Origin of the sequence: uncultured Dokdonia sp., assembly GCF_937910895.1 — a bacterium.
GTDB lineage: Bacteria > Bacteroidota > Bacteroidia > Flavobacteriales > Flavobacteriaceae > Dokdonia.
In genome coordinates this window covers 45,712-70,600 of sequence record NZ_CALEMI010000040.1, presented here as the reverse complement: position 1 = coordinate 70,600, position 24,889 = coordinate 45,712, and the positions used below count along the sequence as shown (strand labels likewise).

Below are 24,889 nucleotides of genomic sequence, written 5' to 3'. Positions count from 1 at the left end.
AGTTGTAGCGAAATATAAAACATAATTGCAATGACTGCACACGAGAATAAAATCTTAGGAGAAGGTCTCACGTATGATGACGTACTTCTAGTTCCAGCCTTTTCTGAAGTACTCCCAAGAGAAGTAAGTATACAATCAAAATTTACTAGAAATATTACCCTGAATGTACCTATCATATCTGCGGCGATGGATACGGTGACAGAAAGTCGTATGGCGATTGCTATTGCTCAAGAAGGCGGTATAGGCGTACTTCATAAAAACATGACGATAGAGGAACAAGCTATGAAAGTACGTAAAGTAAAACGTGCCGAAAGTGGGATGATTATAGACCCTGTGACGTTGCCTTTAAGCTCTATTGTATCAGATGCAAAAAATGCAATGCGTGAGCATAGTATTGGAGGAATTCCTATTGTAGATGATGCGGGAAAACTCTTAGGGATTGTGACCAATAGAGATCTCCGTTTTGAGAAAGATAACGAACGTCCAGTCTCAGAAGTAATGACTTCTGAAAACCTAGTCACTGCAGAAGAAGGTACTTCACTAGCACAAGCAGAAGAAATTTTACAAGATCATAAAATAGAAAAGTTACCGGTTGTCACAGATGATAATACCTTAGTAGGTTTGATCACCTTTAGAGATATTACAAAGCTTACGCTAAAACCAAACGCCAATAAAGATTCTTATGGACGTTTACGTGTCGCTGCTGCGATAGGTGTCACTGCAGATGCTGTAGAGCGTGCAGGAGCTTTAGTAAAAGCGGGTGTAGATGCTATTGTGATTGATACAGCGCACGGACATACAAAAGGGGTAGTTTCTGTCCTTAAAGCGGTAAAGGCTTTGTATCCAAACTTGGATTGTGTCGTAGGAAATATTGCCACTGCTGAAGCAGCTAAATATCTAGTAGAAGCTGGTGCCGATGCTGTAAAAGTAGGAATAGGCCCAGGATCTATCTGTACCACACGCGTAGTAGCTGGAGTTGGGTTTCCTCAGTTTTCTGCAGTATTAGAATGTGCAGCAGCCATCAAAGGATCTGGCGTACCTGTCATAGCCGATGGCGGGATACGATATACTGGAGATATTCCGAAGGCTATCGCCGCAGGAGCCGATTGTGTGATGTTAGGATCATTACTAGCAGGAACTAAAGAATCTCCAGGAGAAACCATTATCTATGAAGGGCGTAAATTTAAGTCGTACCGAGGCATGGGATCTGTAGAAGCAATGAGACAAGGATCAAAAGATCGTTATTTCCAAGACGTAGAAGATGATATCAAAAAATTAGTTCCAGAAGGAATTGTAGGTCGTGTACCTTATAAAGGGGAGCTTAATGAAAGTATCCATCAGTTTGTAGGAGGACTCAGAGCAGGTATGGGCTATTGTGGCGCAGGAACTATAGATGCTTTAAAAGAGAATGGTCGTTTTGTAAAGATTACCGCAAGTGGTATTAATGAAAGCCATCCTCACGATGTAACCATCACCAAAGAATCACCTAATTATAGTAGATAAAGAGTTCGCTTTCGCGAAAGCGTATAGAGTATAATATGAAGAAATAGCTAGTCAATCGCCGACTAGCTATTTTGTTTTGCCATATAAGCAGCTAGTGCATGCTTCGTTTTTTCTTGAAGTTTGTTCTTGAAAAAGCGAGTGCCTCCTATTAAAAAACCCTTAATTCCCATAGCTTGACTCGCCCACCTCCGAAGGCTAAAAGAGTCAATATGTTTGATGATTTTTCCATCTTCAAATTCAAAGAAAGCATTTATTTTATTATGTACTTTTCTTCCAGTGGCACTAAATTCATACTGTGCCTCCCAATGCGCAGTCCCTTTTCCTTCCGTGTACGTAATATCAGAAAACGTAACACAAAATTCTTTTTCTTTTTGAGAATTACATAGCATACGCCACATACTTCCCGCCTGTTCTCCTTTAAGAACACCAAAAGCTGGGTCTTCAAAATGGATATCTTTATGATAGCAAGCGACCATTCCTTCGGGATCTTTTGCGGCAAAAGCAGTATAGAATTTTTCTATCGTTTCTTTCATAATTAGATGTTTATTTTTTTGATATAAATAAGTACTATTTTTTATAGAATGCTGAAATCTTTTGGATAAAATAGGAGGGTAGCTTGTACGTTTATTTAAAGAAGTAGGAACATTAAGTTGACCAACCAATCGTTTAATCATTTTATACTCTAACCCAGATATTGTTGTTATCATATCCGATTGCAGCGGCGTGCTTTTGACAGCTCATTGATATAATCAATAGAAAATGATAAACACTGATTTCATTGTACGTGTAATTTCTTTCTAAGATACAATACTAAAAATAATTTGTAGTAACGTATAAGATGATACTTCTTAAATAGGTAGAATGTTTATTTTAGTGGGATGAAGAAGATTCTAATTTTATATGTTCTTTTAATTTATGGGATCATTTCTTGTAAAGAAAAGCCAGAAGAGCCTTACGTAGTTCCTGAAAATGCGGTACAATTATTAACCTCAGATTCTATAAAGTCTTGGAAAATTGCAAGACGATATAACGGTAAAACTCGAATGAATATGGGAGATTGCTTCTTGGGATACAGGCAACGCTTTCGCACTTCGGCAGAGCTCAGTGTAAACTCCGGCGGAATAGTACAAGATAACAATGGCGATCTAAGAAATTGTGGTCCTAGTTTGGAAGCCTCTTGGGAAATTACCACTTCTGAAAATGGAGATGCATATTTGAAATTAACCAGTGATCAAATTTCTGAATTGTTAGGTCAGGAATCCAATGAGAAATTTTTTAAAATCATGTACCTAAGTAATGATTCCTTGACACTCTCATATACTCACAAACAGTTTAACAAACGTCGTAAAATCACAGATTATTTGGTACGTGAAGATTTACCTGTAAAAGATCGTGATTTTCACTGGTAGCAGACTCTTAATTACACTCTAAAGCTAAAGTGTCATTCTCGTCAATTACCCAATTGGCAGGAGTATTATTAAGTTGGGATTCACTTACTTTAATACAGTCTAATGGATTGTTAAGCACTTCTAAGGTAAAGAGTTCAGGATTGTTGGATACATCTAAAGAAGACACGTTATTATCATCTAAGATTAAAAATTGAAGTTGTTGATTATTAGCTAGATTCAAAGTAGAAATATTGTTTCCACTAAGTTCCAATTTTTCTAAATTAGGCATGTTATTTACTTGAATCTCAAAAAGATTATTATTTTCTATAAAAATAAATTTAACTCTATTGTTTTGTGACAAATCTATTTCTGAAATGGAATTATCATTAAGCCATAAGTTGTACAGATTTGTAAAGCCTTCAATCCCTGTAAGATCAGAAATTCCTTTATCGTTAAGTATTAAATCCATGACATCTTCAATATTTTCTGTTACTACAGATCCATCTAATTCATTGTCTAAATTTAATTCTATGAGTGCTGCTTCAAAAGCTGGGTCAGGGATAAGGGTGCGTTGTGCTTCTGGAATAACAGGATCTATCATTTCAGTTGTAGTATCAGCATCATCAGATCCGCATGAAATAAGAAATATACTAGTAGCGCATACGCATAAAAAATGAGAAGAAAGTTTTGAAAATTTCATGATGAGGTAGTTTTATACCTCTAAAGTATGAAATAGTAATTTTGTTTAATAATTATTTAAAAAAGTTTAACAAAGTTATTATTCTGGGAATAATGTTTTATCTAGTCCAGGAACGATGCGTAAAGCATTTTTATAATATACTTTTTTGAGAACCTCATCAGGTAAGTCTAGTCCGTACATCGGCCAGAATGCATGATATTTTTTATGATATGGGAAGTACTCATCGTCACTTTCTAATACTCTAAAGTACGTAGGAAATTCTTCCGGTTTCCAGCTGTCTTTCCCAAATAAGATACGATCTTGATATTTGATAAAGAAGGATTTAGCTTGTCGTGGTTGTCTTCCTAATTCGGCGATAATGGCACCGATTCCCACATTCATATTTGGCATTTCGTCTAGTAGCTGACTTAACTTCGGAAGGTTATTTGCATACCAGCCCATGTGTGCATTGATGAACGTAGTGTTAGGATGCTTTTTAAACATACGATGCTGTTCTGCAATCAGCGTTTCCCAAGGTGCAGGATTATCAGCTGCTCTTTTTCTATTGGGGCGTGTTTTTAATTCTAGCCATCGCTCATTATCACCATTAAATTCATCCCAGAAGGATTTTGGATCTGCAGTATGAATCAATACGGGAATACCTAGTTTTCCACACAATGCCCATATAGGATCAAGTCTTGGATCATCTACAGCAAGGCGTTTTCCATTGGTATCTTTATAGCGTAATCCTAAACTTTTATATATTTTTAAACCTCTAGCGCCGTGCTGTACATCTTTTTCTAATTGTGCAACTGTTTTTTCTGTCCATCCCATACTGCCGACACCTTCAAAATCAATATTGGCAAATACGACAAAGCGATTGGGATAATGGTCGGCAATATTTTGAACTGATTTTTGTAAACTTTCACCAGAACGACCGCTTAAGTTGACCATGATTCCCATATTGAGGGTGTCCATTGCAGCAATGACAGGTGCAAGATCTTGCGTAGGCATCTGGTATTGATGACCGTGTACGTCTATAAAAGGAAATTTTGCTTTATTTACAATCGCTCCAGGAACCACTAGGGTAGAAATAGGATTGTATTCTTCAAAGGTGAGGTCTTGCGCTTGAAGCGAAATAGCTAACAGGCACATACTAAGAAGGAGTACTTTCTTATACATATTTGGTTGGTTTAAACAGAATATGTCTAAGGTACTATCTATAATTGATGAACTGGGAATTTTAAAATAGCTTTAACGTTATTGGTTGAAAATACTGGAGATATTAAATTTCTTGATATTCTAACCATTCTAGGGGAGTTTCTAAGGCTTGGTTGCAAAATTCTAAATGAATAACTCTCCGTTGTTTGTTGTTGGTCGTTCTATTTGATGCGTGTAAAATTAATGGCTTCATAAGCATGACGCCTCCTTTTTTTATAGCACACGTATATTCTTCTTGCGTATTCCAATCTTTTTGATCCGTACGAATGATTTCTTTTTGATGTGATCTAGGAATTACTTTTAAAGCGCCATTTTGAGCGTTGGTATTATCAAGATGTATTCTAACAGTAGTCGTATTTTTTAAAATAGATAAAGGCGGTTGTACCCCATATTGCCCTTTCTTGTAAGTCCAGTTTATATATTTTTCTGAATCAATTTTTTGATTAACAGAAATACTAAGGTCTTGATGATAAGGAACAAACCAATTGGATGTGCTTGGCTTATCAAAATAAATCGCTTTTGTTAAGAAATATGGAGTCGTATAAATAGTAGATAATAACGAAATGAGGTTTTCGTTGAATACGATTTTTTTGAGTTGAGGAATATTGTTTATGAGCTGTCTAATAGCAAATAAGTCTTTTGTTTTTAGAAAACCGTTACCATTTTGAGAGGCTTCTTCTATACAAGTAGTTATCTGTTGTATTTCAGGAATTGAATACAAACTATCTAAAACAGCATATCCTTCTTGTTCAAGAGTATTTTTTAAATTTCTAGTATTCAAATACGTTTTTTATTACTCTACGTGTTCATCTATAGCCTCAAAGTATTTATCGGCAACAAATTTAGCTCCTAATTGATTATAATGTACATCGTCTGCCAATAAATTGTCATTCCATCCTTCTGCCATATCAATAGAGATTACACTTGAATCTTCTGTAGAACGTTCTTCAGCAACAGTCATAATATTAGCATTGAAATTTTCAAGTAAGGCTGTATCTTCTTCTGTTACTATATCAGATTTGGCGGGTGCTATTTGTTCTATAAAGATAGATATATCAGGATTATGTTCTTGTAAAATATCGATGATTCCGTGTATGTTTACAATGGCGTCTTCGTAAGAGCTGTTTCTCACCAAATCGTTTCCTCCAATACCTAGTAAAATTACATCTGGCATTTCTACATTTTCTAGCGTGCTTTCTAGTGTATTTAATACCTGTATAGTGGTATATCCACCGACACCTGCATGGTTTGGATCAAAATCTAACCCTAAAAATTGAGGATATTCACTTGTATCTGTATTGGGTCCTAAAAGATCAATAGTCCAATTATTTTCTACAAAGTTTTTCCATAATTCAAAGCGGTAACTTTCATGATTGGGTCTGTTTCCTTGAACTCTTGAATCTCCAAGTGGCAAGATATTTACTTCATAGGCTGGGGGTGCATCTTCAATACCAGTATCTTCATCAGTCTCCTCAGAACACGAAATAAAAATAAAAACGAATAGTATTACAACTAACTTATATAATTTGGGGGATAACATATAATATTGATTTGGGGAGACAAATATAGTATTTTTTGTGTTACTTGACGATAATATGAAATTTTTTATATAAGATAATTCTTACGTTTTTAACGTAAAATAAATATGGATTTAAGCTAATATTTTTTAGTACGGTAAGAAATTTTGAAGAAAGCTTAACTCCTAACTATCTCTTTATAGGTTATATTCCTACAGACCCTACAGAATTTCTAATTTCAAGTTTATTGGCTCTTAGTGGCGTAGAAAAATTATTACTAAGCACTGATATATCTTTTGATCTCTTTATTAGTGTTTGTTGCGGTTTTGTGTACTTCTTTTTTTTCAATATGTTTATCAATACTATTCAGTAACAGCATCAATTAATTCAAAAGAAAAATACCTTTTAATAACTTCTTATCCATACCATGCGTATACTCCTAATGGTATTAGTATCTTTACAGACCAAAAATTTGTAGGATATGATATATCGTTTTAGAGTCATTCTAGATACGGAAGAAGATGTGTTTAGAGACTTAGAGATTGATCAACAAGCGACTCTTGAAGATTTGCATAATGCTGTTAATCAATCTTTTGGATTTGATGGTGGCGAGATGGCTTCTTTTTATAAGAGTGATGACCAGTGGAATCAAGGACAGGAAATTTCCCTTTTTGATATGAGTGAAGGTGATACAGATGTGCGCCTCATGAGTGAGACTTTGGTGGAAGATGTGATCAGTGAGGCAGAAACTCGTTTGCTATATGTATATGACTTTTTAAGTATGTGGCGCTTTATGCTAGAGCTTGGAGAGATTGCAGAACGTGAAGATGGGATTACCTATCCTAATCTTATGTATGTACACGGACAAATTCCAGATCAAGCACCAGAGATTACTTTTGAAGCTGAGGAGAGTGATGATGACATTGAATTTGAAGATGGTCTGGATATAGACGATCTGGATGATCTTAACTTTGATCAAAACTGGAATTAGTCGAATTTACTATGTAACAAGACAGTATTTTATTTCTCTTGAGGTGATTAACTGATTTTATAGAAAATTCTATTAAAATCACCTACCTGAAACAATCAACAACAAACCACACATGATTAATTTATACAATGCGCAAATAGAGTCACTTTCTATTCATAGAGTAGGGAATAAAAGTAAAGCAGAAGGTCTCTTTGTATCTAATGATCCATATCCTCTAAGTGATGAAATCACACCTTTGGTAAAGGAGTTCTTTTTTAAATCTTTTAGAGAAAAGGAAGAAAATTATTATCGTTTTGATCATGAAACTGATTTGGAATTTCACACCTTATTTGGAATCGCACAAAAGGTTTTTGAAAATCCAAGTGCCACGCATCTCCTGTCTGAAGAAATTGCAAAACATCTGTATGATCAAAGTGAACACCCACATATCAAAGCTGGGGAATTATACATCGCACATTTAGAAAATGTGATGATTGATAATATTAAGACAGATGCTATCGGTATCTTCAAAAGCGAATTAAAGCAAGACTTTTTACAATTTCGCGAAAGCGGGTCTAACCTAGAAATGTTTTTAGAACAAGGGATCAATCTTAATAAATTAGATAAAGGTTGCTTGATTATAAATCACAAAGCAGAAGAAGGATATAAAATCCTTTCGGTAGATTCTAATCGATATGACACTAAATACTGGATTGAAAATTTTTTGGGTGTTGAGATTTTTGAGGATGATAATTTCTATACCAAAAAGTACTTAAAGTTTTGTCAGGATTTTGCAAAAGATGTTGTTCTTCCCGCCGAGGATAAGAAGGAAGAAGTGCTCTTTATGAACCGAGCAGTGAATCACTTTGCAAAAAACGATTCTTTTAATGAAACTGCTTTTATGAATGAGGTGATGGAAAATCCAGAATTGATTCCTGAGTTTAAGCATTACAAAACAGAACAAGCACCAAAATATAAAATAGAAGACTTAACCGATTTTCATATTAGTAATAAAGCAGTAAGTACACAACGTAAAAAGATTAAAAACTTAATACAGTTAGATACAAACATTCAAATCAAACTTGATTTTATAAATCCTGAGAGTGCAGAAAAATATGTCGAAAAAGGTTGGGATGAAGAGAAGCAAATGTATTATTATCTCGTATATTTTAATAAAGAAAATTAAAACGATTGTTGCATTAATCTTTTAAGACTTACATCTTCGTAATTTCGGCTTACAAATTCTAACGCATTTTTTACAATTTGACCCATAGATCGAGAGCGTTTAAACTTGATGTCTTTGGTGTATTCGTATAACTCAGTTCGTAACTGTTGTAAGTTTTCTTGTGTAGATATTTTATCAGTTGTCATGCACGTCATGAGCTGTTTAAGTCGTGTACGAGAGGTAATGATACGTTTTGCAAGTACTGCGCGTTCTTCTTTTTGGTACAATTCTATAACACCTGTACTTAACATATTAGAAACCAAATCTACCATTTTGAAATTTTCTTTAAAAATATGTGGTTTGTACACCTTGAGCTTGCCTTCATAACATTGTTGATCAAAGTCTATCGCACGTATTTTATATTTGATATGATCAAAATCATGCGTAGGGATCACTACATAGTTATAAGAGCGCATATCTCCAAGTAATAATATGGTGCATCGCTCATTAAACTTCACAAACTCTTTAGCAATTTGTGCTTTTCCTACATCATCACATTTTTCAAGATAGTTTTCTATAAACTCATCACCTGGAATTCCTGCAATATGCTCTTCTATAAGTGTGTCGGAATATACTAAGAAATTAATCCTATTAGGAGATAATATATGTTCTAGTTCTAAGCCGTAAATTCTACTAGCATCAGCTCTTTTTACATAGAAATATGTATAGTTGTCATTATAGATATTTTTGATCTTTATCCGGAAGGGTTTTGAATTTCCAAATGTGCAATAATCTATAGAGGCAACTTCTAGAAACGGGAGAATTTGCTCATTCCCATCAGAATGAAGTACAGCATACACACGTTTAAGGCTATCCATGATTTCTTCTCTTTCATGCTCCTCATAATACACACTAATCCATAAGGTATCTTTATCTTGTTGGTCATAAAGATTAACCCCATCGGCAAAGCGTAAAAGATCATCATAAGAGACAGAAATTTTAATATCTCTGTTGTATCTACTTAGATAATCTTGAAGCTTTTGGCTTACGGGATAAGCTGGCTTTTTTTTTGACATTAACTTTTCTTCCATAGCGTAGGTTTAAAACCCAATATAAGAAAGTGATGTAACAATTGCTAGGCTTTAACGTCTTGTTTACATAACACAATCAAAAAAACAACATCTTTTTGGAAACAATACTCACTTTAAACAAGCTTACCAAGCACTATGGTGCAGTACGCGCAGTAAATGATCTTTCATTTACTATAGAAAAAGGCAATGTATACGGAATTTTAGGACCTAACGGAAGTGGAAAATCAACCACTTTAGGGATGGTGCTCAATGTCGTAAATGCTACACGAGGAGACTATCATTGGTTTGATGGATCTGACTCTACACACAATGCACTTAAAAAAGTAGGAGCCATTATTGAGCGTCCTAACTTTTATCCCTATATGACAGCAAGCCAGAATCTTGGATTGGTCTGTAAGATAAAAGGCGTTTCTAATGATAAAATAGACCAAAAGCTAGAAATAGTAGGTTTATTAGATCGTAAGGATAGTAAATTTAGCACCTATTCATTAGGGATGAAACAACGTCTAGCCATTGCATCCGCCTTATTAAACGATCCTGAAATCTTAATACTAGATGAGCCTACCAATGGTTTGGATCCTCAAGGAATACACCAAATACGAGAGATCATAAAAAAAATTGCCGCTGCAGGAACAACTATTTTATTAGCCTCTCACTTGCTAGATGAGGTAGAAAAAGTATGTTCACACGTGGTGATTTTACGCAAAGGGATCAAGCTATATTCTGGACGTGTAGATGCAATGAATGCAAGTCACGGTTTCTTTGAGTTGAAATGTGATGATACTAAAAAACTCATAACATATCTAAAAAGCAATCCGATGTTTGGAGAAGTCAAAACAGAAGGCGATTTGGTGACTGGTTTTTTAAATACGCCGCTTAGCGCGAAAGAATTAAATAACCAACTTCATGCGCAAGGCATTGTTCTTAGCCATCTTGTACAACGTAAAGAAAGCTTAGAAGAGCAGTTCTTACAATTGACTAACAACTTAAACTAAACCGCCATGCTACGACTTTTAACGATAGAATATTATAAACTTAAACATAATAAGACCTCAAGGGTATTAATCTTAGGGTACTTTATATTACTCTCAGCCATTGCACTTTTGGCTTCCATAAAGTTCAATCTTTTTGGTGCTGAGTTCCGACTAGCAGATCAAGGGATTTTTAACTTCCCATATATATGGCATTTTAATACCTATATCGCTGCGATTCTCAAATTTTTCTTAGCGGTTGTGATCGTATCAATGACAGCCAATGAATATAGCAACAGAACTTTAAAACAAAACCTGATAGATGGATTAAGTAAAAAGGAATTCATTCTTTCCAAATTTATTACTGTGATTGTTTTTTCAGCAATTTCTACACTTTTTATTTTTGTGGTGAGTTTGATATTAGGATTAGTATTTTCAGACTTTAATGAGTTGAGTATTATCACACAGGATTTAGAATACTTATTTGCATTTTTTCTAAAATTAGTGGGCTTTTTCTCTTTCTGTTTATTCCTAGGAATTTTAATCAAGCGATCAGCTTTTGCGATAGGCTTTTTGCTCTTCTGGTATTTTATAGAAGGAATTATACAGTTAATCATGCTCTTCTTTGAAAATAAATATGACGTGGAAGGACTACGCTCTTCTGTGGTACAATTTTTACCATTAGAATCTATGAGTAACCTTATAGAGCAACCCTTTACGAGACTAAATGTGATCCAGTCTGCAGCCAACCAATTACAAACCGATATCGGTTTTGATTATGCTGTATACTGGTATGAAATTGCCATTGTGTCTGCGTGGATTTTCCTATTCATTTATGGATCTTTCGCATTACTTAAAAGGCGGGATTTATAGTTTTTTGCTTACGCGAAAGCAAAAAAAGAATCAAAGCATAAAAGAATCAAGAGTCAAGACTTCATATTGTAGTCTTGGCTTTTTTTATATGCTTTCGCGAAAATTGATAAAGCAAGATGTAAATAAATACCGTTTTTAAAGATGGGAGTACACAAAATAGTCCTGATCCCTGTAGCAAAGCGATCTTGATTCCTGACTCTTTTTCGCGAAAGCGTAAAAAGACTGATACATCTTGAAAAGATTCTGATATAGCGCATAAAAAAAAGAAATGGTACATTTATAGGATACGAGGCAGTTATGCAAAAAAACTACGAAACACTCCTATTCTTATTTCTTTTTATAAGTCCTTTTATAAAGGCACAAGAGATCACGCAGTTTACCGTTTTTGCTGGACGTTTTGATTATACAGCGATAGGAAACACCCTGAATACAGGAGAAAATGGTGTAAACGCGCCTTGTGAAATTCTCACCGAAAGTACCGCCACCTTAACGCTTGCAACAGATCAGACTGTAGAAGCTGCTTACCTATACTGGGCAGGTTCAGGCACTGGAGATTTTGATATTACCCTGAATGATATCCCCCTTACCGCAGAGCGTACGTTTGCAGATCAAATAGATGCAGATCGTGTATTTTTTGCTGGATTTATAGATGTGACCACCATTGTTCAAGAAACAGGTTCTGGCGAATATACCTTTGGTGATTTGGACTTAACCGATGTGATTCCACCTTTCTGTCCTACAGGTACCAACTTTGCTGGGTGGGCAATCACAGTGATTTTTGAAGACCCAGATCTACCCCTCAATCTGGTCAATGTATTTGATGGACTAGAAAATGTATCTCAGTTTAATAACGAACTCACTATAGAATTAGAAAACCTCAACGTTTTAGATAATGAAAATGCACGAATCGGGTTCGTCGCTTGGGAAGGCGATGCAGGCATTGCTGTTAATGAAACCTTATCGATTAACGGAAATATCCTGAGTAATCTACCATTAAATCCAGCCGACAATCAGTTTAATGGAACCAATAGTTTCACAGGTCAAGATGATCTGTATAATATGGATATTGATTTTTATAATATTGAAAACAACATCAATGTAGGAGATACATCTGCCACGATTATGCTTACATCAGGGCAAGATTTTGTGATGATTAATAATATTATTACTGTATTAAATAGTCAGCTTCCCGATGGCGTGATTGCTATAAATACGGTAGATGTGACTTGTGGTAGTAGAGATATAGAACTTAGCTACACTGTATCAAATCTTGGAACAGATCCGTTACCTGTAGGAACCCCTATAGCGTTTTATGCTGATGGAATACTGCTGGGGACAACCACAACCACAATAGCGATACTTCCTAATGAATCGCTATTAGCAACTAGTACAATCACGATTCCTAACGGGATTCCGGACGTTTTTAACTTAATCACCGTAGTAGATGATGAAGGCACAGGAAATGGTATCGTCACTGAAACCAACGAGGTAAATAATGAATCAGTAGGCGTGACTGTAAATCTCAATGTAATTGATATTGTAACTCCTTTGCCAGACCTAACTATGTGTGATGATGAGAGTAATGATGGGTTTGTCATTTTTGACCTTACCGTTAATGGTAATTTGGCATTAGATGGACAAACAGGAATTATGGTCACCTATCACGAAAGTGAAGCAGATGCCTTAACTGGAGACAATCCCATTTCCAATCCAGATACATATTCCAATACCACAAACCCACAAGAAATTTTCATACGATTTAGTTTGGAGGCAGATCCATTATGTGTCGTTATTGAATCTTTTATGATCATAGTAGAAGCACAACCTGTCATTCCTACTTTAGACGATAGTAAAGTTTGTGATGATGTGAGTAATGACGGAGTGGCGACATTCGATCTCACTTTTCAGAATGCACTTATCATAGGAACACAAACCAATGTAGCTCTTCAGTTTTATACTAGTCTTACTGATGCACAGCAAGCAACCAATCCTATCACAACACCCACAGCTTTTCAAAATACCTCAAATGCACAAACCATTTTTGTAAGGCTTACCAATACACTTGCAACAGCTTGTTTTGATATTGCTTCCTTTCAACTCATCGTAGAGGACGTTCCTGTCATTGCAAATCCATTAGAAGACTTTTTGGTATGCGATGATCAAGGAAATGACGGAGTATTTACGTTTGACTTCACCATCAATGAAACACTTGCCATAGGAAATCAAACAGATGTCACGGTGACCTTCCACCTTACAGAAGAAGATGCAAACGAGGGAACAAACCCTATTCCTAATCCAGATACTTTTGATAATACGGTATCTCCACAAACCATCTATATACGCATTGTACAAGATGACGATACGCTTTGTGTTACCATAGACTCTTTTTTTATAGAAGTGTTTGAGCAACCCATCCTCCCTTCTCTGGATGATCTGTCTTCTTGTGATGATAGTAGCAATGATGGTATTTTAATATTTGACTTAACCCAACAAGAAGCTACCATACTCGTTGACCAAGAAGACTTTATAATAAGCTATCACACGACCATAGAAGATGCAGAAAATAACATAGGGACGATACAGAATCCAGAGAGCTATCAAAATGTAACCAATCCTGAAACCATCTACGTACGATTAGAAAATCCAGCAAATCCTGACTGCTTTGATTTAGGGATTTTTTCTTTAGAAGTACAAACCATAGCTTCTCCACAAATACTACCAGATATTATATCTTGTAATGAAGGACTAGAGATGGCTGTTTTTGATTTAGTCACAGCTGCAGAAACTATTGTTTTATTGAATACTGAAACCATAACAGGCTATTATGTAACCGTAATCGATGCCTTTAATGAAGAAAATCAGATTACAGATCCATTTGCATATACTAATACCATCAATCCCCAAACCATTTTTATTCGTACCGATAGTGCTGATAGTGATACCTGCTACAACCTGGCACTCCTACGTTTAAATATAGAAAATTGTCCTCCTTTTGTGCCAGAAGGATTTTCTCCTAACGGAGATACTATCAATGATACTTTTGAAATCAGTGGTCTTAGAGATATATTTGATTACGAACTTACCATTTATTCCAGATTGGGCAATCTTATTTACAAAGGAGATAATTCCATTCCATTTTGGGATGGAATTCCAAATGAAGGTATTGGAGGTAGTGAAGCCCCAACGGGTGTGTACTTTTGGGTATTGAAATTAAGTGATGACGGTTTTGATGATATGACGGGTTGGGTCTACTTGAATCGTTAATACAAATCCCGCTTTTTCAGTGGGTTTCTTGTTTAATACCTTTTATAATTAGATATGAGTTAAAAAGAGGTGTAGTTTTACAATAAATTTTAATACGTAAATCGTTCATGCGAATTTCTTACAAAAATTTGTTAAAATTCACTAGCTTTGCTCGATCCTTCTAATCTTATGACTTTTAGAGAACTTAATCTTAATAATTCTTTGTGGAACGCCTTGGAAGACCTAGGTTTTTCTGAGCCTACCTCCATACAAGAACTCGCTTTTTCCCCTGTAATGTCTGGTAGAGATGTGGTGGGTATTGCCCAAACAGGTACGGGAAAAACGTACGCATACATGCTTCCAATCTTACGAATTCTTACACATTCTCGTCAAGAGACGCCTAGAGTTTTAATATTAGTCCCTACGCGAGAACTCGTTGTTCAGGTAGTTGACGAAATAGAAAAGCTATCTGCCTACCTTAATATACGTATTGCAGGAGTTTATGGAGGCGCAAATATCAACACACAAAAAAAGCTAATTGCAGATGGTCAGGATATTATTGTTGCCACACCTGGACGATTGTATGACCTTGCTGTGAGTAGGGTATTACAACTCAAATCCATTCAGAAATTAGTGATTGATGAGGTAGATGTGATGCTGGATTTAGGATTTAGACCTCAGTTGATGAACATCTTTGATATCTTACCTCCACGTAGACAAAACATTATGTTTTCTGCAACGATGACAGATGATGTGGATGCCTTAATCACTGATTTTTTCCAGAATCCTGAACGTATTTCTGTCGCTCGTAGTGGTACTCCTTTAGAGAATATTACGCAAATAGGTTATAAAATACCTAACTTTTATACCAAAGTAAACTTTCTTTTAAAAGAACTCGCTTCCGCGAAAGCGTACCCAAAAGCATTACTCTTTACAAGAGATAAACGGATGGCTGATCGTCTTTTTAAGAAGCTAGACGAGGCTTTTCCCTCACAATGTGAAGTCATACATTCTAATAAAACGCAAAACTATCGTCTTAATAGTATTAAGGATTTTGAAGAAGGCGTCGTCCGCATCCTCGTAGCAACCGATGTAATGGCAAGAGGATTAGATATAGATGATATCTCTCATGTCATTAATGTAGATACTCCTAGTTATCCCGAAAATTACTTGCACCGAATAGGTAGAACAGGGCGTGCGCAAAAACAAGGAACAGCCATTGTGTTTACGACCCCAAAGGAAGAGAAGTTTTTAGAAGATATAGAGGAGTTAATGCAATTTAAAGTTCCTCAGACAGCGCTGCCAGAGACTATTGAAATCTCAGAAGAACTCGCTCCAGAAGAGCGACCAGAAGCCAAAGAAATTTATAATCCTATTCATAGAAAAAATAAGGAAGATGAAGACGCACCTGGACCTGCATTTCATGAGAAAAAAGAAAAAAACCGAAAAGTTAATTTAGGTGGATCTTATAGTCGGACTATAAAAGAAAAATATAAAAAGCCTAAAACGAGAGGTGATAAGAACTATAATAAAAGAAATAAACGTAAATGATAGAAAAATTTCTCTTTAGGCTTGCTATCTTTTGTCTTTTCACGTTGTTTTTATCTTCCTGTATGGGAGGAGATAATAAATTTGATCCAGACATCTACGTAAGACCTTTAGAGATCGTTAAGCTATCGGAAAATAAATACCAACATATTTCTTATTTAAAGCTAAAACAATCTGATTTTTATCCGTGTAATGGATATGTTTACATTTCTAATGGAGAAGCCATAATTTTTGATTCTCCAGTAGATGAAGTGAGTGCCTCTCAACTTATTAAGTTTCTACAAAAAGAGTTGAATGTTAAGATTGTAGGTGTTGTGGTAAATCATTCCCATACCGATGCAGCCGGCGGATTGAAAGCTTTCGCGAAAGCGAACATTCCTTCTTATGCATCTAGCAAAACAGCTCAAATTCTAGCCAAAGATTCCAAAGTAATTACATATCCTTTTGAAACCAAGCAAGAAATTAAAGTTGGAAATACCACTGTCGAAAACACTTATTTTGGCCCAGCACACACACAAGATAACATTGTGTCTTATATCCAAGAGGAACATATTTTATACGGGGGCTGTATGATAAAATCTTTACATGCAAGTCAAGGAAATATTAAAGATGCAGATACTCAGGTGTGGTCAAAAACGGTAAAGAAAGTAAAAGAAGCCTATCCAGAAGTACAAACTATCATTCCTGGACACGGAGGCAAAGGGGATATATCATTACTCGATTACACCATTGAGTTATTTACCACCAACGATACTCTTGGAAGTAATTTAGAATAATTCCAAAAGTCTTTATGTATATCTTAGATGTATAATACTAACTTAAAAAATGCGATTTCTGTTTACACGGAAATATAATTGATATGGAAGACAATAAAAAAAGAGGAGGAGACGCTCCTATTGCATGTGAAGTAGCTGAAGGGAAAAAATATTCTTGGTGTACCTGTGGGCATAGTGAAAATCAGCCTTTTTGTGACGGATCTCATAAAGCGGCCGAAAGCACTCCTAGCTTACGTTTTGAAGCTACAGAAACAACTACAGTCTATTTATGTACCTGTAAATTAACTAAGAATCCACCGTATTGCGATGGATCACATAAATAAAAAAGCAAAATACGTTATATAAAAAATGCTGATTGTAATTATACAATCAGCATTTTTTATTTTTAATCTTTTTATCTCAAATCATATAATACGTTTATGGATTCTTTTGTGATTTGAGATTTCCTTTTTTGAGATTTTATTTTAACTGAAGCCCAATCTCTTTTCCCTTCTCTATCATAAAAGCATGAGCAGCGTCATATTCATTAGGAATGACGCCTTCAAGAATCGCTTCTTTAATCGCTTCTTTAATAATACCGATCTCTCTTCCTGGTTGAAGTCCAAAAGTTTTCATGATTTCTTCTCCAGAAACAGGTGGTTGGAAATTACGGATGTGATCCCGCTCTTCTACCTCTTTGATTTTACTGCGTACGACTTTGAAGTTATTGTGATACTTCTTAAAACGTCTAGGATTTTTGGTGGTGATATCAGCTTCACATAAGGTCATGAGATCTTCGATGTTGTCTCCTGCGTCAAATACCAATCTTCGTACAGCACTGTCCGTTACGTGATCTTCAGAAATGACAATAGGTCGCGAACTCATTAACACCATTTTTTGAACAAACTTCATTTTGTCATTTAAGGGCATTTTGAGACGTTTGAACAGTTTATACACCATTTTTGAACCCACAAATTCATGTCCGTGAAAGGTCCATCCCACTTTTTTGCTAAACTTCTTGGTGGGGGCTTTTCCTATATCGTGAAGGAGTGCTGCCCATCGTAACCATACGTCGTTTGTATATTGAGAAATATTATCGACAACTTCTAACGTGTGATAAAAATTGTCTTTATGTTTTTGCCCTTCGACTTCATCAATTCCTTTAAGAGCAACTAACTCAGGAAGAATATATGGTAACAATCCTGTTTTTTCTAATAATAAAAATCCTTTAGAAGGAATAGGGCTGAGTAAGATTTTATGAAGTTCGACAACGATACGTTCTTTGGTTATGATCTTGATGCGATCTGCATTGCGTTTGATCGAAGCAAGTGATTCTTTTTCAATCGTAAAATTCAGTTGTGTGGCAAATCGAATTCCACGCATCATACGCAACGGGTCGTCACTGTAGGTGATATCTGGATCAAGTGGCGTTCTTATGATTCCTTTTTCTAAATCTTCAATTCCACCAAACGGATCTATAAGGTCACCATATTGAGCATCATTCAGTCGGATGGCAAGGGCATTAATCGTAAAATCACGCCGATTTTGATCGTCCTGCAAACTACCGTCTTCTACAATGGGATTACGGCTGTCTTTAGTATAGGATTCTTTCCGTGCGCCTACAAACTCTACTTCGGTTTGACCACTTTTTAACATGGCGGTTCCGTAGGTTTTGAAAACTTGAACTTTAGGTGTATTTGGAAGTAGCTGTGATACTTTTCGCGCAAGCGTAATACCGCTTCCCACAGCGACAACATCTATATCTTTTGAGGTATCTCGTTTTAAAATATAATCGCGTACAAAGCCACCTATCACATACGTTTCTACGCCTAGAGCATCGGCTGCTTGAGAGATGGTTTTAAAAATAGGTTGTGATAAAGCATTTTGGTAATTAGGCATTCGTACTGTATTTAATCCTGTCTGTTATTCTCTAATGATCGTGACTTTTCCATCTTTAGTGAGTTTGATAATGGCAGATGGAGCAAGGCTTTTTTTATTTCGATCCAAATTTACAATATAGTCTACGCCTTCCAAAATAATGGGGTCAATCTCGCTAAATTTACGAGGGGTTGGCGCACCACTTATATTGGCACTCGTGGACACAATCGGTTTTCTAAATTTCTTCAGTAAGAAATTACAAAATTTATTCCGACATACGCGAAATCCTAAGGTGTTGTCTGGTGCGATTAGATTTTCAGAAATACGGATGGGATCGTCATAAATAATTGTCGTAGGTTTTACAGCATATTTTAAAATATCATACGCCACTTCAGGAATCTCCTCGACATATTGTTGCAACATTTTAAAGTCACTGACAAGACAAATTAATGCTTTGCTTTCGGCACGTTTTTTAAGTTGATACACTTTTTCTATGGCATCAGCATTTGTCGCATCACATCCTATACCCCAAACCGTATCGGTAGGGTATAAGATGAGTCCGCCTCTTTTAAGCGTTGCAATGGCGTTGTCGTGTTCTTCTTTCATAAGTATAATATCAAGATGTAAGACTTCTATAGACGTCTATATATTGTTGTGCTGCCTTCGCCCAACTAAATTGTTGTGCGTGCGTTATATATGTTTTTGAGAGCGTATTTTCATTTTTAAAATACTCGGCTAGTCCTTCTTTTAATACGGTTGCCATATATTCAGGATCATAGTGATCCCAATAAAAAGCATGTGTGCCACCTACTTCTGGTAAGGATGTATTGTTGGATATAAATACAGGTTTGCCAAATCGCATCGCTTCTATAGGCGGGATTCCAAATCCTTCTCGTAAGGATGGAAACACAAAAGCGGTGCAATGTTTTAGGTAATACTGTTTGTCAAATTCAGAGATTTTCCCAGTGATAATGATTCTGTCTTGAAGTTGGTGTTTATCAATGGCTTCTTGTAAGGCTATTTTTGCGTAGGTAGTGTTACTATTTCCAGAGAGTACAAGCTTGTATTCAGGTACGAGTGCGAGCATTTCAACAAGCGAATGAAAGTTTTTGCGTTCGCTAAATTCCCCAATACTAAACAAAAATGGACCTTCAATAGGAATCTTTGATATATGATCTTCGGGTAGGGTAATGGTCTCTAAGGTGTTCCCATTATAAATGATATACTCAGGTACATTGGGTACATTAAAGTACTTGTGCGTAGACGCTTGTGAATATTTAGAAATATAGGTAATCGCATGGCTTCGGTCTAACTTCGCTTGAAACCGTTGATTGCTCTCATGGTGCATATCTGTAGAGACTTCATCTATAAAATTTACATCGTGTACGGTCAGTATGTATGGGATATCGTGATGTGGTTCTACTTTTAGATTTTGATTGAGTGAATGCCACACATCATACTTTTTACGGATTCTAAAAGGAGCTCGCCTGTGGAGGGTGTAGTATTTTTTATAGTCAAAGTAATTGCCAAATTCTTCTTGCAATGGTGTAGGGTTCTTTGCGTATAAGGTACAACGCAGGTCAGAAATTTTAGCTTCATAGATCCCTTTAATAAGATGATAATTAAACTGTCCAAAACCCGAAAATGGGTTTTTGATATTATGACTTTCTAAAAAAATACTAGGAATTCTGGACATGCCGACAAAGATAAATGAAAACTCCTGATTGTTCATTGTTTTATAAACGGTAGTTTCTGTAGTTTTGCACCGTGAAGTATCATATAGCACCTGCATATCAAGATCAGGCAGATCATATTTTGGATATCGTGACTCATTTTGAGTCGCGAGGTAAAAACTTTGATGAGCGTAACCGCAATTCCCTTAAGTTATTTGACCTTAACGGCGAGACGATCAATGTAAAATCCTTTAAAGTTCCTAACCTTATCAATAAGATTGCGTATCGATATTTCAGAACCTCAAAGGCAAGACGCTCTTTTGAGTATGCCCATCGTTTATTAGAAAATAAGGTGCTCACTCCGCAGCCTATCGGTTATTTTGAAGAACGGGGATTGTTTTTTGGGAGGAGTTATTACGTGAGTAAGCATCAGTCGTATGACTTGACGTATCGCGAACTCATACGTGACTCAGAATATGTAGGGGATGTGGATATGTTGTCCGCTTTCGCGAAATTTACTCATAGTCTACACAAAAAAAATATTCATTTTCTAGACCACTCTCCCGGAAATACCCTGATTACGATCAAAGATAATGGGTACGATTTTTACTTGGTGGATCTCAATCGAATGGAATTTGGACCTATGGACTTTAACACTCGGATGTCAAATTTTAGACGTCTCTCATCTATTGAATCGCAGGTACAAGTCATGGCAGATGCTTATGCTAGTGCCAGCGGCGAAGATCCTACAACGGTTTTTAGAGCAATGTGGCAAGGCATCCAAGATTTCCAAAAAGGATTTCACAAAAAAAAGAGACTTAAGAAAAAACTCAAATTCTGGAAGCGTTCATAGCAATGTATTTGTAACTAATTGATTTCTAAGTATGTATTATGTGCTTTCGCGAAAGCGTATACAGAAACAGTAAAATATAGTATCCCTTAAAATATACGTACCTTTGCACCTTACACGAAATGACACCACTAACTAAAAGTCATTTCTTAAGACTTATTTATGTCATTTCAATCATTGGGCTTATCTGATGCCCTACTCAAAGCAGTGAGTAAAAAAGGATATACAACTCCTTCTCCTATTCAAGAAAAAGCCATTCCTCCTATATTAGAGGGAAAAGATGTGCTTGCTTCTGCACAAACGGGAACAGGAAAAACAGCAGGGTTTACCTTGCCGATGTTGCAATTATTAGCAAAAACACCACCACAACGCAGACGCCCTATCCGAGCATTAGTACTTACACCTACCCGCGAACTCGCAGCTCAGGTGTTTGATAATGTAAAAGAATACAGCGTGTTTTTAGATATGAAATCTACCGTGATTTTTGGAGGTGTCAATCAGAATCCGCAAGTACGTACGTTACGGCAAGGGGTAGATATTCTTATTGCGACTCCTGGGAGATTATTAGACTTACTCAACCAAGGAGAGTTATCACTTTCTAAAGTGGAGTTTCTGGTTCTAGACGAAGCAGATCGTATGCTAGACATGGGATTTGTGAGAGATATTAAGAAAGTAATTTCTTTAGTACCTAAAAAACGACAAACCTTATTATTTAGCGCCACCTTTTCTAAAGATATTAAGGCGCTAGCTAGTAGTATGTTGAATAACCCTATATTGGTGGAAGCTACTCCAGAAAACACGACTGCTGAAAAAGTAGATCAAACGACCTATCGTGTTGATAAATCAAAGAAAACAGAATTGATTACCAAGTTTATCGAAGAAGGGAATTGGAATCAGGTGCTTGTTTTTACAAGAACTAAACATGGAGCTAATAGACTAAGTCAGAAGCTAGATAAGGCTGGGATTACATCGGCAGCGATTCATGGAAATAAGACACAAAACGCACGTACAAAAGCATTAGCAGGTTTTAAAAAAGGTTCCATCAGAGTACTCGTGGCAACAGATATTGCGGCACGTGGTCTTGATATTCCGTTATTACCTCATGTGATTAATTACGAACTTCCTAACGTGCCAGAAGACTATGTACATCGTATTGGTCGTACTGGGAGAGCAGGAGCAAGCGGAGAAGCTATCTCACTAGTAGGTGTAGATGAAATGGAATATGTACGCGGAATTGAGAAATTACTAGGAGAGCGTTTACCAAGTAGCGTAGTACCTGGTTTTGAACCTACCGATACCATCGAAGAGTTAAAAGCACAAGCTGCCGAAAATAAAGCAAATCATAGAAGGCAACCTCGTAGTTCTCGACAAGGGCAAGGTGCATCAAAAGGTGCTAGTAGTAGTCGCTCTAAAAATAATCAAAGTCGCCACCGAAGAAAGTCTTAGAAATAAACGCGTACATTATTTGTAAGCTATTTCTATAAATAAGAATTTAAAAAAAGCGCCACCCAATACTGAGTGGCGCTTTGTCAATTAAGACTATAAAGTGTTTATATTCTTCTTGACTCTCCATTAAATAATGGAACAGTCATTGAGAAATTCTCTCCAAACGTTAGTTTTTGTTCTTCAAGAATACCAAGTGCAATTTCCTCACCCATTAATATAGACTCATAATAATCTGTAAAGTAATGGACACCAGCCCAATCACGTCCTATAGAAATGTTAGAACATAACTTGTTAAGTTCTCCTTCTACCGTAAGCTTTGCAATTTCATTATTACTATCTAGTACAGGTACTACACTTAATGATTGACCATTATCTACAGATACATAGGCAAGATTTGATGAGTGAACCTTAGCTCTAGTAATTCCTGGTTTTACTTTTTTAAGGACTTCAAAATCTTCTCTTGATAATTCATCTTTAGGCACTACTTCAAGAAGACGACTATGATCAAAGAATGCTTTAAGGATGGTTACACAAGCGCCAGCGACTGTTGCGTGACCCGCTCCATAGGCAGGATGCATCGGAGATCCTTCACAAAAAGGCATAGGTAATAAGTAATTTCCTGCTTGTCCATTTCTGTCTGCTACAGCATCTAAAATTTTACAATCTTTTAAGTTATCAAATAGCTCTCTTAAATCTGGAGCCATGTGTTGTAAGGTATCAATTTTAAACAATCTAGCAGCTAATGCTTCTGGGCGTAAACGTCTGTGTACATTATACTTTTGGAAACGTACAGCTTTTAATGCACGTGTAGCTACCTCAGTGACCAATGATAAGATATGTGGTCCTCCAAAATGAGCAAATCCTTGTTGGTGATCAATTTTATCATTTCCTTGGAAAGGGATTCCTGGATCAAATGGTATACCGTTACCAAGAAGAATTAAACAAGCATTTAAATACGCTTCATATAAAGCATCATAATGCACGTATGTAGCAAGATCACGAGGGGTATAGATAAATCGACGCCCTGCAGGTGTATTTCCTGGAAGATATTCCTCAAGAGCTCCAACAGCGGCTGCATTTTGCACATCTAACCATTCCTCCCAAGTTTGCATATAATCCTGTCCAGGCGTTGCGGTACGCACACGCTGATTTACAGAAATACCTCCGTACGTGATCAATCCATCTCTGGTTTTACGTTCTGCATCGTTTCCATTAATTCCTGTGTTTCCTACCAAGAGAAATTGAGAAATATAAGGACCTATATCATCTCCAGGCGTGATACCTCTATACCCAGTTGCAGGTGTAGGACAAAAACGATCACATCTACGGATTTCTTCTTGTTCGTTTAATTTTAATTCTTTTTTCTCATTAAACCAATCAAGTTTTTGTAATCTACTTGTTAATTCATTCACTTTCTTTACATCGGCAAGCGCTGTGTTAAAAGCATTCAAAACAGTATTAGGGGAGATGTCTTTTTTAGGGTTTAATCCAGGTCCACATCCCATCACTCCATTAGAAAATGCGTTAAAAGGGACGTCTCTCAATAAGGCTTGCGTATACACTTCTGCCATTTCTCCTTCTAATTCTTCACTTCCAAGATTAGGAGCAGGTGGCATTGTTACTGCTTGCGCATCGGGTCCTTCAAGATCAAAGGCAAGCCCTGCACTTTGGCTTTCCCAAGCTCTTAAACCAACAGGTCCTCCGTTATTACCTGTTTTGGCTTTCTCTGATAACCAATCAGGAAGCTTACATACATATCCTACATTTTCTTCACGACCTAATGGTGTGTCTCTAAAATCTCTTTCATTACCACTATCTATCGCGTTAATAAATTTTTGCACATTAAGCGGTGTGTTTACCAATCCTGTTTTCTCATTGTGCGGCATTCCTTTGGTAAAAGTCATTAAGTAAGAAGACTCTCCCTTTGAAATACCGTGGCTATCGGCAGTATTTTGGTCGTGTCTAAAACTTTGCTCATCACCATTACTTATGTGTGGTAGATGTGGCCTGTCATAGGCGAGCTGTGCTGCTTTTCGTCTTCTTTCTAAAGCTTCTTCTCTTCTGTAATTATTCATTTTTTTTCAAGTTAAAATTAGTGATTCCCTCATGTTGTTTTAA

At 36.3% G+C, this 24,889-nt stretch carries 22 protein-coding genes; 12 read left to right on the top strand and 10 right to left on the bottom strand.

Translation table 11 applies throughout. The features are described 5' to 3' along the window. Positions 1-30 precede the first annotated feature (30 nt). On the top strand, positions 31-1,503 hold the full coding sequence (gene guaB, locus Q0505_RS04640) for an IMP dehydrogenase (protein WP_299209498.1): 1,473 nt from the start codon (positions 31-33) through the stop codon (positions 1,501-1,503). Between the two features lie 62 nt (positions 1,504-1,565). On the opposite strand, the gene Q0505_RS04635 is transcribed toward guaB, so the two are convergent. Beyond that, positions 1,566-2,036, bottom strand: coding sequence for a nuclear transport factor 2 family protein (locus Q0505_RS04635; RefSeq protein WP_299209495.1), 471 nt, complete (start codon positions 2,034-2,036; stop codon positions 1,566-1,568). Positions 2,037-2,381: 345 nt separating this feature from the next. Between Q0505_RS04635 and Q0505_RS04630 the strand changes: the two genes are divergently transcribed. Continuing rightward, entirely contained in the window at positions 2,382-2,912 is a 531-nt protein-coding gene (locus Q0505_RS04630) for a hypothetical protein (protein WP_299209492.1), read from the top strand. Positions 2,913-2,919: 7 nt separating this feature from the next. On the opposite strand, the gene Q0505_RS04625 is transcribed toward Q0505_RS04630, so the two are convergent. The 4 genes from Q0505_RS04625 to Q0505_RS04610 form a co-directional block, all read right to left on the bottom strand. After that, a complete protein-coding gene (locus tag Q0505_RS04625; RefSeq protein ID WP_299209490.1) occupies positions 2,920-3,591 on the bottom strand; it encodes a hypothetical protein in 672 nt (223 codons plus the stop codon). A gap of 78 nt (positions 3,592-3,669) precedes the next feature. Then, on the bottom strand, positions 3,670-4,752 hold the full coding sequence (locus Q0505_RS04620; RefSeq protein ID WP_299209487.1) for an amidohydrolase family protein: 1,083 nt from the start codon (positions 4,750-4,752) through the stop codon (positions 3,670-3,672). Positions 4,753-4,855: 103 nt separating this feature from the next. Continuing rightward, entirely contained in the window at positions 4,856-5,572 is a 717-nt protein-coding gene (locus Q0505_RS04615) for a phytanoyl-CoA dioxygenase family protein (RefSeq protein ID WP_299209484.1), read from the bottom strand. 12 nt (positions 5,573-5,584) lie between these two features. Beyond that, the gene (locus Q0505_RS04610; RefSeq protein ID WP_299209481.1) at positions 5,585-6,331 is read right to left on the bottom strand and encodes a GDSL-type esterase/lipase family protein; all 747 of its coding nucleotides are present in this window, start codon (positions 6,329-6,331) and stop codon (positions 5,585-5,587) included. 458 nt (positions 6,332-6,789) lie between these two features. Between Q0505_RS04610 and Q0505_RS04605 the strand changes: the two genes are divergently transcribed. Continuing rightward, positions 6,790-7,299 (top strand): hypothetical protein, encoded by a 510-nt coding sequence (locus tag Q0505_RS04605; RefSeq protein ID WP_299209479.1) that lies wholly within the window; start codon positions 6,790-6,792, stop codon positions 7,297-7,299. 112 nt (positions 7,300-7,411) lie between these two features. Further along, positions 7,412-8,464: a nucleoid-associated protein gene (locus Q0505_RS04600; RefSeq protein ID WP_299209476.1), complete on the top strand. Its 1,053-nt coding sequence runs from the start codon at positions 7,412-7,414 to the stop codon at positions 8,462-8,464. On the opposite strand, the gene Q0505_RS04595 is transcribed toward Q0505_RS04600, so the two are convergent. Next, a complete protein-coding gene (locus Q0505_RS04595) occupies positions 8,461-9,534 on the bottom strand; it encodes a hypothetical protein (protein WP_299209473.1) in 1,074 nt (357 codons plus the stop codon). The genes Q0505_RS04600 and Q0505_RS04595 overlap by 4 nt on opposite strands. A 95-nt stretch (positions 9,535-9,629) precedes the next feature. Between Q0505_RS04595 and Q0505_RS04590 the strand changes: the two genes are divergently transcribed. The 6 genes from Q0505_RS04590 to Q0505_RS04565 all read left to right on the top strand — a co-directional run bounded on the left by Q0505_RS04590 (position 9,630) and on the right by Q0505_RS04565 (position 17,268). Further along, positions 9,630-10,529 (top strand): ATP-binding cassette domain-containing protein, encoded by a 900-nt coding sequence (locus Q0505_RS04590; protein WP_299209470.1) that lies wholly within the window; start codon positions 9,630-9,632, stop codon positions 10,527-10,529. Positions 10,530-10,535: 6 nt separating this feature from the next. After that, positions 10,536-11,378 carry an ABC transporter permease gene (locus Q0505_RS04585; protein ID WP_299209467.1) on the top strand — a complete coding sequence of 281 codons (843 nt, stop codon included), beginning with the start codon at positions 10,536-10,538 and terminating at the stop codon, positions 11,376-11,378. A gap of 297 nt (positions 11,379-11,675) precedes the next feature. After that, positions 11,676-14,642: a gliding motility-associated C-terminal domain-containing protein gene (locus Q0505_RS04580; RefSeq protein ID WP_299209464.1), complete on the top strand. Its 2,967-nt coding sequence runs from the start codon at positions 11,676-11,678 to the stop codon at positions 14,640-14,642. A gap of 168 nt (positions 14,643-14,810) precedes the next feature. Continuing rightward, the gene (locus Q0505_RS04575; RefSeq protein WP_299209596.1) at positions 14,811-16,172 is read left to right on the top strand and encodes a DEAD/DEAH box helicase; all 1,362 of its coding nucleotides are present in this window, start codon (positions 14,811-14,813) and stop codon (positions 16,170-16,172) included. Next, complete coding sequence (bla, locus tag Q0505_RS04570; RefSeq protein ID WP_299209461.1) at positions 16,169-16,945, top strand: subclass B1 metallo-beta-lactamase; 777 nt, start codon at positions 16,169-16,171, stop codon at positions 16,943-16,945. The genes Q0505_RS04575 and bla overlap by 4 nt, the downstream gene beginning before the upstream one ends. Before the next feature lie 83 nt (positions 16,946-17,028). Next, positions 17,029-17,268 (top strand): CDGSH iron-sulfur domain-containing protein, encoded by a 240-nt coding sequence (locus Q0505_RS04565; protein WP_299209458.1) that lies wholly within the window; start codon positions 17,029-17,031, stop codon positions 17,266-17,268. Between the two features lie 136 nt (positions 17,269-17,404). Here Q0505_RS04565 and Q0505_RS04560 read toward each other — a convergent pair whose 3' ends face one another. Genes Q0505_RS04560 through Q0505_RS04550 form a run of 3 tightly spaced genes read right to left on the bottom strand, consistent with a single transcriptional unit; the run spans position 17,405 to position 20,534 of the window. Then, positions 17,405-18,823: an HD domain-containing protein gene (locus tag Q0505_RS04560; RefSeq protein ID WP_299209455.1), complete on the bottom strand. Its 1,419-nt coding sequence runs from the start codon at positions 18,821-18,823 to the stop codon at positions 17,405-17,407. A 24-nt stretch (positions 18,824-18,847) separates the two neighbouring features. After that, on the bottom strand, positions 18,848-19,408 hold the full coding sequence (locus Q0505_RS04555) for an L-threonylcarbamoyladenylate synthase (RefSeq protein ID WP_299209452.1): 561 nt from the start codon (positions 19,406-19,408) through the stop codon (positions 18,848-18,850). A gap of 10 nt (positions 19,409-19,418) precedes the next feature. Further along, positions 19,419-20,534, bottom strand: a complete 1,116-nt coding sequence (locus Q0505_RS04550; protein WP_299209449.1) for a glycosyltransferase family 1 protein — start codon at positions 20,532-20,534, stop codon at positions 19,419-19,421. Positions 20,535-20,569: 35 nt separating this feature from the next. Here Q0505_RS04550 and Q0505_RS04545 point away from each other — a divergent pair, with 35 nt between their 5' ends. Further along, complete coding sequence (locus Q0505_RS04545; RefSeq protein WP_299209446.1) at positions 20,570-21,328, top strand: Kdo domain containing protein; 759 nt, start codon at positions 20,570-20,572, stop codon at positions 21,326-21,328. 159 nt (positions 21,329-21,487) lie between these two features. Beyond that, a complete protein-coding gene (locus tag Q0505_RS04540) occupies positions 21,488-22,771 on the top strand; it encodes a DEAD/DEAH box helicase (RefSeq protein ID WP_299209443.1) in 1,284 nt (427 codons plus the stop codon). Positions 22,772-22,875: 104 nt separating this feature from the next. Here the strand turns inward: Q0505_RS04540 and Q0505_RS04535 are convergent, their stop codons facing one another. Continuing rightward, the gene (locus Q0505_RS04535) at positions 22,876-24,846 is read right to left on the bottom strand and encodes a vanadium-dependent haloperoxidase (protein ID WP_299209440.1); all 1,971 of its coding nucleotides are present in this window, start codon (positions 24,844-24,846) and stop codon (positions 22,876-22,878) included. Positions 24,847-24,889 lie beyond the last annotated feature (43 nt).